15 protein-coding genes are annotated in these 12746 nt (G+C 65.0%); 7 read left to right on the top strand and 8 right to left on the bottom strand.

What is annotated here, in order from left to right:
- Positions 1 to 45: 45 nt before the first annotated feature.
- The 8 genes from ABDJ38_RS02550 to ABDJ38_RS02515 form a co-directional block, all read right to left on the bottom strand.
- A complete protein-coding gene (locus ABDJ38_RS02550; protein WP_346783507.1) occupies positions 46 to 618 on the bottom strand; it encodes a F0F1 ATP synthase subunit B family protein in 573 nt (190 codons plus the stop codon).
- The gene (locus tag ABDJ38_RS02545; protein WP_346783506.1) at positions 611 to 1105 is read right to left on the bottom strand and encodes a F0F1 ATP synthase subunit B family protein; all 495 of its coding nucleotides are present in this window, start codon (positions 1103 to 1105) and stop codon (positions 611 to 613) included. The genes ABDJ38_RS02550 and ABDJ38_RS02545 overlap by 8 nt, the downstream gene beginning before the upstream one ends.
- A gap of 83 nt (positions 1106 to 1188) precedes the next feature.
- Positions 1189 to 1416, bottom strand: coding sequence for a F0F1 ATP synthase subunit C (locus ABDJ38_RS02540; RefSeq protein WP_119592349.1), 228 nt, complete (start codon positions 1414 to 1416; stop codon positions 1189 to 1191).
- Positions 1417 to 1462: 46 nt separating this feature from the next.
- Positions 1463 to 2254, bottom strand: a complete 792-nt coding sequence (locus tag ABDJ38_RS02535; protein WP_346783505.1) for a F0F1 ATP synthase subunit A — start codon at positions 2252 to 2254, stop codon at positions 1463 to 1465.
- A gap of 52 nt (positions 2255 to 2306) precedes the next feature.
- A complete protein-coding gene (locus ABDJ38_RS02530) occupies positions 2307 to 2621 on the bottom strand; it encodes an AtpZ/AtpI family protein (protein ID WP_137679469.1) in 315 nt (104 codons plus the stop codon).
- A 135-nt stretch (positions 2622 to 2756) separates the two neighbouring features.
- Positions 2757 to 3158: a YdbL family probable chaperone protein gene (locus tag ABDJ38_RS02525; RefSeq protein WP_346783504.1), complete on the bottom strand. Its 402-nt coding sequence runs from the start codon at positions 3156 to 3158 to the stop codon at positions 2757 to 2759.
- A 38-nt stretch (positions 3159 to 3196) separates the two neighbouring features.
- A complete protein-coding gene (locus tag ABDJ38_RS02520; RefSeq protein ID WP_346783503.1) occupies positions 3197 to 3445 on the bottom strand; it encodes a YnbE family lipoprotein in 249 nt (82 codons plus the stop codon).
- A gap of 11 nt (positions 3446 to 3456) precedes the next feature.
- Positions 3457 to 6702 carry an intermembrane phospholipid transport protein YdbH family protein gene (locus ABDJ38_RS02515; protein ID WP_346783502.1) on the bottom strand — a complete coding sequence of 1082 codons (3246 nt, stop codon included), beginning with the start codon at positions 6700 to 6702 and terminating at the stop codon, positions 3457 to 3459.
- Between the two features lie 69 nt (positions 6703 to 6771).
- Between ABDJ38_RS02515 and radC the strand changes: the two genes are divergently transcribed.
- The 7 genes from radC (at position 6772) to trpA (ending at position 12746) form a co-directional block, all read left to right on the top strand.
- Complete coding sequence (gene radC, locus ABDJ38_RS02510; RefSeq protein WP_346783501.1) at positions 6772 to 7479, top strand: RadC family protein; 708 nt, start codon at positions 6772 to 6774, stop codon at positions 7477 to 7479.
- 86 nt (positions 7480 to 7565) lie between these two features.
- The gene (gene purB, locus ABDJ38_RS02505; RefSeq protein WP_346783500.1) at positions 7566 to 8879 is read left to right on the top strand and encodes an adenylosuccinate lyase; all 1314 of its coding nucleotides are present in this window, start codon (positions 7566 to 7568) and stop codon (positions 8877 to 8879) included.
- 61 nt (positions 8880 to 8940) lie between these two features.
- Entirely contained in the window at positions 8941 to 9336 is a 396-nt protein-coding gene (locus tag ABDJ38_RS02500; protein WP_346783499.1) for a lipopolysaccharide assembly protein LapA domain-containing protein, read from the top strand.
- Positions 9337 to 9338: 2 nt separating this feature from the next.
- Positions 9339 to 10016 carry an orotidine-5'-phosphate decarboxylase gene (gene pyrF / locus ABDJ38_RS02495; protein ID WP_346783498.1) on the top strand — a complete coding sequence of 226 codons (678 nt, stop codon included), beginning with the start codon at positions 9339 to 9341 and terminating at the stop codon, positions 10014 to 10016.
- A 21-nt stretch (positions 10017 to 10037) separates the two neighbouring features.
- A complete protein-coding gene (locus tag ABDJ38_RS02490; RefSeq protein ID WP_346783497.1) occupies positions 10038 to 10691 on the top strand; it encodes a phosphoribosylanthranilate isomerase in 654 nt (217 codons plus the stop codon).
- A gap of 55 nt (positions 10692 to 10746) precedes the next feature.
- Positions 10747 to 11964: a tryptophan synthase subunit beta gene (gene trpB / locus ABDJ38_RS02485; RefSeq protein WP_346783496.1), complete on the top strand. Its 1218-nt coding sequence runs from the start codon at positions 10747 to 10749 to the stop codon at positions 11962 to 11964.
- A complete protein-coding gene (gene trpA, locus ABDJ38_RS02480; RefSeq protein ID WP_346783495.1) occupies positions 11961 to 12746 on the top strand; it encodes a tryptophan synthase subunit alpha in 786 nt (261 codons plus the stop codon). The genes trpB and trpA overlap by 4 nt, the downstream gene beginning before the upstream one ends.

Here is a 12746-nt window from a genome sequence, read left to right as displayed (position 1 = left end):
CCGCCGAAGCGAGGGTCTTCTTGTGTAAGGCAAAGCTGATGCAGGTCAGATCGCGGCAATCGCCTTGTCGGCCAGCGCCTTGTCCGCCTCCGCATCATGGCCCTCGGCGATGAGGCTCGCGGCAGCCTTGGTCGAAGCATCGGCGGCGCGCGCCTTCAGCTCTTCGATGGCCTGACGCTCGGCGGCGGCGATCTTGTCGGTCGCCATCTGTTCGCGACGGGCCATGGTCGCCGCCGTGTCGGCCTCGGCCTTGGCGACAATCGCTTCGGCTTCCTGCCGCGCGCCTTCGAGCATTGCCTCGGCGTCCTTTTCAGCCCCTGCTATCTTGGCCGAATATTCGGCCCGCAGTGCCTCGGCCTCGGCCCGCAGTTGCTTGGCCTCGTCGAGGTTCGCCTTGATCGCGGCAATCTTGGCATCGAGCCCGCCGCCGATCACCTTGTGCACGCCCTTCCAGACGAGCACGAGCAGGAACACCAACATCGCCAGGCCAACCCAGCCGCCTGGCGTCAACCCGAGCGCCATCGGTTCGACATGCTCGACATGCTCGCCGTGGGCCTCGGCCTCGAACACTTCTGGGCTTTCGGTCTCGAAGACCTGAGGAGCTTCGGGATTAGCCATGGGCCATTGCCTTCTTCACCGCACCAAGGGCGGCAGTCTGATCCACGTTCACGCCTGCAAAGCGCGAAACGATATCCTTGGCCGCATCAGCAGCCACGGCTTCGATTTCACCGGCCGCCGCATCGCGCGAGGCGGCAATGCGGGCTTCGGCCTCTGCCAGGCGGGCGTCGATCCCGGCCTGCACCTCGGCCAATCGCGCTTCGGTGGTGGCCTGAGCCTTGGCCTTGGCCTCACCCACAAGCGCCTGCGCCGAAGCGCGGTTGGCATTCTCGCGGGCACGCCAGGCCTCTTCCTCGGCGTCGGCGGCATCACGCGCAGCCTGAGCCGCACCGAGGTCGTCGGCGATCTGCTTGTCGCGCAGGCCCACCGTATCCATCACCTTGGGCACCATGCCCTTGCCGATCACGAAGAACAGGATGCCGAACACCAGCAACAGCCAGAACAACTGGCTGGCGAAGGTCTCGGACATCTGGGCTATCTGAGGCATGGACGGATTCCGGCTATGGTCTGGTGAGCTACGCTTGATCGGTCAGGCCGGAGGCGCCAGCGGCGCGCCCGGCCCAGCCAAAATCAGGCGACGAAGATCAGGATCATCGCGACGACGAACGACAGCAGGCCGAGAAGCTCTGCGGCCGCGAAGCCGATGAACAGGCGACCCTGCTGGCCGTCAGCCGCGCCGGGGTTGCGCAGCGCGCTTTCGAGGAACGAGGCGAAGACGTTGCCCACGCCCAGTGCAGCCATACCGGCACCAATCGCCGCGAGACCGGCACCCAACAGCTTTGCAGCTTCTGCATCCATGATAAAACCCTTCCTTTAGAACTTGATAAACAGGTAACTTGCGGAGTTAGTGCAGGTGCTCGGCGTCGTTGATGTAAAGCGACGTGAGCAGTGCGAAAACATAAGCCTGGATGCCGGCGACGAGCAGTTCGAGCGCGCAGATGGCAATCATCAGGATGAAGCTGGGGCCGCCGATCAGCACGCCGTAGCCGGGGCCGGCGTTGGCGGCGTCGATCACGAAGCTGGAGAGCACTTCGAGCAGCACGTGCCCGCTCATCATGGCCACGAACAGACGCAGGCCGAGGCTGAAGGGGCGGAACAGGAAGCTGATCAGCTCGATCACGAAGATCAGCGGAATCATCAGCGTGGGCGTGCCATGCGGAACAAACAGGCTGAAGAAGTGCAGTCCGTGCTTCCAGAAGCCGACCGTCAGCACGATCGCGAAGGTCATGATCGCGAGCACGCCGGTAACGGTGAAGTGGCTGGTGAAGGTGAAGGCGTGGACGCCTGCCATCGCGAGCGGGAGCGGGATCAGGCCCAGCAGGTTCGCAAACAGGATAAACATGAACAGCGTGAAGACATAAGGCACATATTTGCGCCCTTCCTTGCCCATGTTCGCCTCGAGCAGGTCGTCGATGAAGCCGGTCATCGTCTCGACCGCCATCTGCCAGCGACCGGGCACCACTGCGCGCTTCATGCCGCCGATCATGAAGATCCACAGGCAAATGCCCGCAATCAACATCCACAAGGCGGAATTGGTGAAGGCGATATTGTGTCCTGCAATAGTCCAGTCGGAGCCAAACAGCGGCTCGATAGCGAACTGGTGCATCGGATCGACTTTGGCGGTGTCTGCGGCCACGTCTCTCTTCTCGCCTCTAACTAGTGCAACAAACGCCCCAAATACGAAAGCTTCAGGGGCGCTTGCTGGTTATCCGGATAATGCTTCTGAAGCCGACGACTATTCCAAGGAATAGCATCACCAACAGGCCCCATGGTGCAGTTCCGGCCAACTGGTCAATCGTCCAGCCCACCAGCGCACCACCGAGAATCCCCCCGAGCAAATAGGAAAGCACGCGATTGCCGAGATTCTCGCCATCGCCTGCTCCTTGCACGACCGGCTTGTTGCGCTGATCTTCCCGCTCGCGCGCGGCTGCAAGCCGCTTCTCGAGCGCGTCGATCCGCGCATCTTCACCGATTGATTCCCGGGCGGATTTCTTGTCGCTCATGCCATTTCCCTACATGGGATAGGCACTTGCTTGCAATACTGCCCGCCAAAGGCGTGTGCCCCTTAGGCGGGGGTCACTGGCGAGTCAACCGCAGGTGCAGCAGTGCAGCATGGATGTCCGCAGCCGCCGCGCCCATCACGGACAGCGCGGATCGCGATCGGGCGAAGAGGCCGTGCGTTCGGTCCACTCGCCGGTCGAATAGGCGACATACATTTCGCCCGGCTCGGTCCGCGCGATGGCAAGGCAGCCGGCGGTGAAGGCATATTCCTCCAGCGTCGCGCCCTTTGCCTGGGCCTGCTCGGCATAGACGGCACGGCGACGGATGTTGATGTCGTCCACCATGGCGCGCAGCTGGGCATTGCCCGAGCCGACCACGCCAAGGTAACCATCCATCTTCTCGCCCACCTGCCCGGCGGCGCGCGCCGCGGCATAGGCCGGGTCGCGCTGGGCGAGCGCCGGAGCCGTCACCAGGCCGAGGCCGATCAGGGCGGCAACGCCACTGGCAAGCCAAATCCGGTTCTTTGCGCTCTTAATCATCGTTCGCTCCCTCGCATCCGCCTCAGAAAATCATGCCATCAGAAAATATCGGCATTCTCATCCAGCGTGTTGCCAGCGTCTTCCGCCAGCCGGTAAATCACTTCCTGGGTGATATTGATGTTGAGCTCGATCACGATCGGCTCGGACGGGGCTTCAAGCTTGATGCAGCCTGCCAACAAGGCAGGACCAAGCAATGTTACCCCCATCATTATCGCCCGGCCCGCTTTCGTTCCCATATCTCTCCCCGTTTCGGGCAGCTTATGGGCGCGAAGCGCGGGCGTGGTCAATTTGACATTTGTCATAGGGCATCCTCGCTTTCGGATGGCTGAATGGTGGGTTCATCGCCACGCTGGCGGTTGCGTTCTTCCTCGGCTGCGCGTTCGGCCTCGGCATCGCGTTCATCGACGGCATCCTGGTCGATCTGCTCGCGCAGCACCTCGCCTCTCTCGCCGATCAGTCCGAGCCCGCGCGGATCGCGCAGCGACGACGGGTCGTAAAGCGAGCGGGTGCTGGAAATGAGCTGGTAGAACGGCGCGCGGATATTGAGCCGCAGCTCAAGCGGCAGACGGGCGAGGGTGCGCGAGATGATGTTTTTCTGCGCCGCTTCGCCCTGCCCAATGCCCTCGAACCTGACGCGCGTGACCAGCTCGCCCGCCAGCGGCCCGTCGAGCAGAATTTCGGCCTCATCGAACTTGAGGTCGCGCAGGGTCTGGAATGCGAGGTTACCGACGAAAGAAAGATCTTCGTAGGTAAGCTGCCCGACATAGGCGAGATTGCCGCCCGGCGGGCGCGAGGTCAGCTCGCCGCCTTCGAGAAAGCCGTTACCGTCTTCATCGAACACGATCGGGATCACCCCGTCGAACGTGCCCGTGGCAGCAAGATTGTTCAGCTCCATGCGCTCGATGAAACGGTTGGCCTCAAGTCCCTCAATAACAACAGTGTAAGTTCGGCTCTCGCTCTGTCCGATGTTCATCGTCAGCGGGCGCAGCGTGAGCGTTCCCCCAAGCAGCGGCCACTCTCCGCCTCCGATATCGAGCCGCTCGCCGTTCACGAGCTGATAGGTCAGCTCGCCGTCGTAGATCTCGATGCCAGGGTTGATCGTGCCGACTTTGACTTTCTGATTGGGGGCCGTGGTAAGCCCGAGCAGGTCGGTGAAGACGATCTCACCGCGCGCATATTTGACCGGTCCGAAGGCGGCGGCAAGGTCGAGGCTGTCCGAAGAGAATCGGCCTGAGCTGGTGACGCCATCGGCATCCCAATCGACGCGCCCGGTGCCTGTGACTGTGCCCTCGACATTGGCGACCACACCAAGCGCAAGCAGTGAAAGATCCTGCGGCTGGAACTTGCTGTCAAAGGTTATGCCGTCGATTGCCAGATCGGCATGACCGGCCCCGGTCGACAGATCGTGCGCGAGCGTAACGCGCGTCACCGCCACCTTGCTATCGGGTTCACGCAAGAGCGCACGGGCGCGAATCACGCCGCCTTCGAGCGAGAGCTCGGCCGATTGCGCCTCCAGCGGTTCGAACCGGTCGGGCGCGGCACGGTCTTCCAGCCGGAGTGCGATGTCGGAAAGCGCCAGCACGCCATCGGCGTAGCGCCAGGTACCCGCCCCTTGCGCAATATCGAGCGGAACGGCGGGCAGATAGGGTGCGGCCTCGGCGAAGGTTCCACCGATGTCGTCCTGCTGCAGCCGCGCATCGAGCTTGCCCAAGGCCAGCCGAACCACGTCTTCGCCTTCGCCCAGTTCGAGCAGCGCGGCATCGGTGCTGAGCGTGCCCGGCCAGCTTACCTCCAGCGCCCCGGTGGCAAGGTGCAGCGGCGCACCACCCATGCGCGCCCTGTAGTCGAGCGGCGCGGTGCGCGCGGCAAAGCGCAATCCCTGCGCTCCATACCGCAGCAGCGGTTGCTGCCCTTGCGGGCACAGCTCGACCTGTTCGCGCCCGAAGGCGATATCTCCGAGTATCAGTCCCTCCACCCTGAAGGTCTGGCAACCACGCCATAAGGCAAGATTTCCGCTCGAGCTGTAGGTTCCCTCGATCGGCACCTCGGCCCCGCGCACCGAACCGCCGGGCACTGCGCCCGAGGAAAAGGCGCGCCCCGCAAAGCTGATCGTGCCATTGCGCGCCTGCGTCATCCGCAGCGCCGGGATTGCGAGGCGCGCATCGCCCGCCGCATAGTCCGCCATCGAAAGCCGCAGAGACAGGGGCTCGCCCGGTGCCTGCTCCATCCGTCCGCTGATGCGTGGCAGACCCGCGCCGCCGGTGAGGAAATTGCCGTCAAAGCGCGGCAGCCCCTCGCCCTCCATTGCAAACTGCGCGCGCGACAGGCCGAGCACGATATCGCCCGACCGACCGCGCAGCTCGGCCTGCGGCACGACCAGCGACAGCCGCTCGGCATTCTGGCGGAAGGAGAAGTCGGCCAACAGGCGCGCCCCGCGCAGTTCGGACGAAAGCGCGCCGTTGGCCCGCTCAATCAGCGGGGCGAGCAGTGTGCCCTCCACGCTGCGCTCCGCCTCGGCAAGCAGCATGCCCGTCCGCGCGCCGGGTTGCAGGCCTGAGCCCTCAATCGTGCCCTCGCCCTCAAGCCGCGCAAAGTTCTCGCGGGCGCGGACAAGGCCATCGGCTTCGAACCTGGCGAAGCGCCCCTCGCTGGTGACAAGGTCGCGCGCTTCGAGGCGATAGTCCGCAGTGAGCAGTCCCTCGCGCCACGAAAACGAACTGTTACCCTTTATCGCGGCAGTCCTGGCGCCCGGTGCCTGCCCGGCCCCTACGGCGACACTTGCGCGGCCCGAGACGACAGCGAGGTCGCTGGCTGCAAGCACGTCGAGTTCCACCCCGCCTTCGGCCAGAGATAGAGTTTCGCCGCAAGCCAGCGTGTCGAATCGCAACGGTCCGGCGAAATGCGGCTTGCCGCCATCGACGCTCACCGCGCCGAACAGGCTCGCCCCTTGGGCAGAACAATCGGCCATGGTGAGAGTCGGTGCGACAACGGCCAGTTCGCCAGTGAACCCATCGGACAGATTGCCCGCCCCGCGCATCTTTGCCCCGATTCGGCCATAGTCACTCTCGATCAGCGCGCGGCCATCGTCGATGCTCAGCGCCAGGTCGGGCAGTGCGAAGGGCTCGTCGCCACCGGTGTAAAGCAGCTCATCCAGCGCTCCAAGGCTGAGTCGCCCATCGGCGATTCGGCCGAACACGCGCGGGCGCAGGAGCCGAACTTCCTGCAATCCCGGAAGGCCGAGCCTTGGCTGGATAATGATTTCCACCCGCTCGATCGTCACGTCGGGCCGGTCGGGATCACCGATCACGATATCGGTCAACACCTGCCGGTAGGCGGAGATTTGCTCGACCTTGTATTCGGCCTCGATCCCGCGACTGTTCAGCTCGTCCGCAATGATGTCGTAAGCGATTTCCTCGCGCGTGGCCCATGCCCAGACCGCGCCGCCCACTCCCAGCAGCACGACCGCGCGGATCACATTGCCGAAGGTAAGCCCCTTGCGGGCCGGTCGCGCCGGAGCATCTGAGATATCCGCATCCTGCGCCATCGCGCGCACACTTGCGCGAGGATGCGCGCAAAGGCAATGGGAAGGCTCAGGCAAATCAGGGGGAAGCCTTTGCCCGACCGGCCCGACACCGAGAGCCAGCCCGTCGCCCATGCCGGATCGGGCCACCGCGCAAGGCTACGCGCGCGCCTGCTCCATGGCGGGCCGGAGGCTCTGGCCGACTACGAGGTGCTCGAATATCTGCTGTTTGGCGCGCTCGCGCGCGGTGACACCAAGCCGCAGGCCAAGGCCTTGCTTGCCAAGTTCGGCTCGCTCGCAGGCGTGATGAATGCCGAGCCGGCGGCGCTGTGCGAAGTCAAAGGGGTGAGCGAGGCCAGCGCCGCGATGATCCGCATCGCCAGCGTGGCGGCACGGCGGATGGCGCGCTCTGAGGTATCGCAAAAGCCGGTGCTCGGAAGCTGGCAGGCGCTGATCGACTATCTTGCCATCGATATGGCGCACCTCAATGTGGAGCGTGTGCGGGCGCTCTATCTCGACACCCGTAACCGGCTGATCCTCGACCAGCATGTGCATGATGGCACCATCAACGAGGCCAGCCTTCACCCGCGCGAGGTGGTCGGCACCGCGATCACGCGCGGGGCGGCGGCGGTGATTCTCGTCCACAACCACCCCTCGGGCAATCCCGAGCCGAGCAAGGCCGATATCGACATCACCCGCCGCATTGCCGAAGCTGGACGGCTGGTGAACATCACGGTCCACGACCATGTGATCGTGGGCCGCGAGGGCTATGTTTCGCTGCGTGCGAAGGGGTTGCTATAGACAATCAGGCGCGCTCGCCTCTTGTCATTGTGCGCCCCACGCCCTAGCCGCGCCGACAGAATTTCCCGCCATACTGGAGCACACCAATGGTCCCCCGCTACGCCCGCCCCGCCATGACCGCGATCTGGGAGCCCGAGATGCGCTATCGCATCTGGTTCGAGATCGAGGCCCACGCCGCGGTCAAGATGGGCGAGCTGGGCGTGGTGCCGGAAAGCGCCGGCAAGGCGCTATGGGACTGGTGGGCAACGAACCCGAAGATCGACGTTGCCGCCATCGACGCCAAGGAAGCCGTGCTCAAGCACGACGTGATCGCCTTCCTCGACTGGGTGGCAGAGCAAGTCGGCCCCGAGGCGCGCTTCATGCATCAGGGCATGACAAGCTCCGACGTGCTCGACTCCACGCTCAATGTGCAGCTCGCCCGTGCCAGCGATCTCCTGCTGGCCGACCTCGACGAGCTGCTCGCCGCCATCAAGCGCCGCGCGCAGGAGCACAAGTACACCCCCACCATCGGCCGCAGCCACGGCATTCATGCTGAGCCGGTGACCTTCGGCCTCAAGCTTGCCGAAGCCTATGCCGAGTTCTCCCGCGCCAAGGCCCGCCTGATCGCGGCCCGCACGGAAATCGCCACCTGCGCCATTTCGGGCGCGGTCGGCACCTTTGCCAATGTCGATCCGAGCGTCGAAGTCTATGTCGCCGAGCAGATGGGGCTGGAGATCGAGCCGGTCTCGACCCAGGTGATCCCGCGCGACCGCCATGCGATGTACTTCTCCACGCTGGCCGTGATCGCCAGCTCGATCGAGCGCATCGCGGTGGAGGTGCGCCACCTGCAACGCACCGAAGTGCTCGAAGCGGAGGAATATTTCTCGCCCGGCCAGAAGGGCTCCTCGGCCATGCCGCACAAGCGCAACCCGGTGCTGACCGAGAACCTCACCGGGCAGGCGCGCATGATCCGCTCTTATGCCCTGCCCGCCATGGAGAACGTCGCCCTGTGGCACGAGCGCGATATCTCGCACTCGTCGGTCGAGCGCTTCATCGGCCCCGACGCCACCATCACGCTGGACTTCGCGCTCGCGCGCCTCACCGGGGTGATCGACAAGCTGCTGGTCTATCCCGAACGGATGCAGAAGAACCTCGACCGGATGGGCGGCCTCGTCCACTCCCAGCGTGTGCTTCTGGCGCTGACGCAGGCTGGCCTCAGCCGCGACGAGAGCTATCGCCTCGTGCAGCGCAACGCGATGAAGGTGTGGGAATCGGATGGCCAGCTCTCGCTGCTCGACCTGCTGAAGGCCGATCCCGAGGTGAGCGCGGCGCTGACCGAGGAACAGCTCGAGGAGAAGTTCGACCTTGCCTATCACTTCAAGCATGTCGACACGATTTTCGATCGCGTATTCGGCGGCTGATCGGCGCTCTTCCCAAGGGGCGGCGCATTGGCTAGCCTTGCGGGCGGATTGAGGAGGTATGATGCAGATTTTGCGCACAATCGCCTGGGCCTTGCTGCTCGCGGGCCTCGTGGCCTTCTCGGTCGCCAACTGGACCGATGTGACCGTTCGCATCTGGCCGGGCATCCTGGTCGACACCAAGGTGCCGGCTATCGTCATCATCTCGTTCCTGATCGGCTTCGTGCCGATGTGGCTCTACTTGCGCGCATCGAAGTGGCAGGCGCGCCGCCGCATCCAGAGCCTCGAAAACGCGGCGCGGGTGGCGCAGACCACCCCCGTTCAGGCCGAGCCTGCCGCTGCGAGCGCGGTTGACGCAACGCCGGTCAGCCCGGAAGAAGCCGACATCCCGGCGACACCGCCTATTGGGGCCGACCCGATGTCGCCCATTCCCACTCCTCCTTCCACGAAGCCGGAATAGCCGTGAGCAACCCCGTTTACCTCGCACTCGACATGCCGCAGCTCGACGCGGCGAAAGACCTCCTCAGCAAGGTCCGCAGCCACATCGGCGGCGTAAAGCTGGGGATGGAGTTCTTCTATGCCCACGGCCACCACGGGGTGATGGAAGTGGCGCACGCCAGCGGGCTGCCGATCTTCCTCGACCTCAAGCTGCACGACATTCCCAATACCGTCGCCGGGGCAATGCAGTCGATCCATGTGCTCGAACCGGCGATCGTCACCGTCCACGCTTCGGGCGGGCGGGCGATGATGGAGGATGCAAAGGCAGCGGCGGGCGAGAACTGCAAGGTCGTGGCGGTGACGATGCTCACCAGCCTCGACGAGAACGACCTCGCCCGTACCGGCGTTGCGGGCACCCCGCACGATCATGTGATGCGCTTGGCCGAGCTGGCCGAATCGGCCGGGCTAGATGGGATTGTCTGCTCGGGTCAGGAAGTCGGCGCGGTCCACAAGCAGTGGAAGCACGGCTTCTTCGTGGTCCCGGGCCTGCGCCCGGCGGGCAGCGCTGGCGGCGACCAGAAGCGCACCGTCACTCCGCGCAAGGCACGCGACGATGGCGCGAGCGTGCTGGTAATCGGACGCCCGATCTCCAAGGCCGCCGACCCGCTTGCCGCCGCACGCGAGATTGAAGCGACGCTCTAGCGCGCCTAGAGAGGCCCGGCCATGGCAGCTCCTCTGATCAAAATTTGTGGCCTCTCCACGCCCGCGACCATCGACGCCGCCGTCGCTGCGGGCGCGACTCACGTCGGCTTCGTGCATTTCAAGCCGAGCCCGCGCCATCTCTCCATCGCCCGCGCCGCCGATCTGCGCGATCGCGTACCAGCACATGTCAAAACCGTGTTGCTGACCGTCAACATGGAACCGGCGCAAACCTCCGACATCATTCAGACGATCCGGCCCGACGTTCTGCAATTGCACGGACAGGAAGCCCCCGAGTGGCTGCAGGTGCTCAAGGAGCACTCCGACCTCGAAATCTGGAAAGCCATCGGCGTGAAGGATCAGGCAAGCCTCGAACAGGCGCAGCGCTACAAGCCCTTTGCCCACCGCCTGCTTTACGATGCGCCCGCTGGCGCGCTGCCCGGCGGCAACGGGCTGGCGCTTGATTGGGGGCTGTTGGGGAACTTCCGCCACGAGGCCGAATGGGGTCTCGCGGGCGGGCTCGATGCGGGCAATGTTGCCGAGGCGATCCGCCAGACCCATGCGCCGCTGGTCGACGCCTCCTCGGGTGTGGAAAGCGAGCGCGGCGTGAAGGACCCGGACAAGATCGCCGCCTTCTGCGAGGCCGCGCGCGCGGCCATGACGGCGCTTCCCGGCTGACACTCACGCCGAGCGGCATCTTGCCAAGGGGCGGAGGCTCTGCCAACGCGCTGGCATGAGCGAACATACCCCTAACAGCTATATGAACCAGCCCGACGAGCGCGGGCACTTCGGCCAGTTCGGCGGACGCTACGTGGCCGAAACGCTGATGCCGCTGATTCTCGACCTCGAGCGCGAGTATCGCAAGGCCAAGGCCGATCCCGAATTCAAGGCCGAGTTCGACGACCTGCTGGAGCACTATGTCGGTCGGCCCAGCCCGCTCTACTTCGCGCCGCGTCTCACCGAGGAACTCGGCGGCGCGCAGGTCTGGTTCAAGCGCGACGAGCTGAACCACACGGGCGCGCACAAGATCAACAATTGCATCGGGCAAATCCTGCTCGCCATGCGCATGGGTAAGACGCGCATCATCGCGGAAACCGGGGCGGGCCAGCATGGTGTGGCCACAGCCACGGTCTGCGCGCGGTTCGGCCTGCCCTGCACGATCTTCATGGGCGCGACCGACGTTAAGCGGCAGCAGCCCAACGTGTTCCGCATGAAGCTGCTGGGCGCCAAGGTCGTCCCGGTGACTTCGGGCCGCGCGACCTTGAAGGACGCGATGAACGAAGCGCTGCGCGACTGGGTCGCGAATGTGCATGACACCTTCTACATCATCGGCACAGCCGCTGGCCCGCACCCCTATCCCGAGCTGGTGCGCGACTTCCAGAGCGTTATCGGCCGCGAGGCGCGTCAGCAGATGCTGGATCGCACCGGGCGCCTGCCCGACCTGTTGGTGGCAGCGATCGGCGGCGGCTCGAACGCGATCGGGCTGTTCCATCCGTTCCTTGACGATCCCGATGTAAAAATGCTCGGCGTGGAAGCGGCGGGCCACGGGCTCGATGGTGACGAACATGCGGCCTCGCTCGCGGGCGGCTTCCCCGGCGTGCTTCATGGCAACAAGACCTACCTGCTGCAGGACGAGGACGGCCAGATCACCGAGGGCCACTCGATTTCGGCAGGTCTCGACTATCCGGGCATCGGGCCGGAGCACGCCTGGCTCAAGGAATCGGGCCGCGTAGACTATACCCACGCGACCGATACCGAGGCGCTGGATGCTTTCCAGCTGCTCTGCCGCACCGAGGGCATCATCCCCGCGCTGGAACCCAGCCATGCCATCGCCGCCATCGTGAAGGTCGCGCCGACCATGCCCAAGGACGCGATCATCTGCGCCAACCTGTGCGGGCGAGGTGACAAGGACATCTTCACCGTTGCCGAAGCGCTGGGAGTGGAGATGTGAGCACTCGCTTTCAAACCACCTTCGCCAAGGGCCCCGCGCTCGTCTGCTTCATCACGGCGGGCGACGGCGACACCGCCGGAAATCTCGATGCGCTGGTCGAGGGCGGCGCTGACGTGATCGAGCTGGGCATGCCCTTTACCGACCCGATGGCCGACGGCCCCGCCATTCAGGCCGCGAACATCCGTGCGCTGAACAAGGGCACCAAGACCGCCGACGTGCTCAGGCTCGCCACCGAGTTTCGCGCCCGTCACCCCGAGGTCCCGCTGGTGCTGATGGGCTATGCCAACCCGATGATCCGCCGCGGACCGGAATGGTTCGCAGACGAGACAGCCAAGGCCGGTGTCGATGGCGTCATCAGCGTGGACCTTGCCCCCGAAGAGGATCAGGACCTCGGCCCCGCCCTGCGCGAAAAGGGCATCAGCCTGATCCGCCTCGCCACGCCCACCACCGACGACAAGCGCATTCCCGCCGTGCTCGAAGGCTCCTCCGGGTTCCTCTACTATGTTTCGGTCGCCGGGATCACCGGCAAGCAACAGGCCGCCATGGCCTCGATCGAGGAGAACGTGCAGCGCATCAAGACGCACACCGACCTGCCCGTCGCGGTCGGGTTCGGCGTGCGCACGCCCGAGCAGGCTGCCGAAATCGCCAAGGTCGCCGATGGCGTGGTGGTCGGCTCGGCCTTCATCGATCTGGTGGAAAAGCACGGGCCTGAAGCCCCCCAGCACCTCAAGGCGCTGGTGGAAGGGCTTGCCAAAGCCGTCCATTCCGCGCGAAAGGCCTGA

This window comes from Aurantiacibacter flavus, from assembly GCF_039710615.1.
GTDB classification, from domain to species: Bacteria; Pseudomonadota; Alphaproteobacteria; order Sphingomonadales; family Sphingomonadaceae; genus Alteraurantiacibacter; species Alteraurantiacibacter flavus.
The sequence above is the reverse complement of the archived record's forward strand: the minus strand, read 5'-3'. Positions and strand labels throughout refer to the sequence as shown.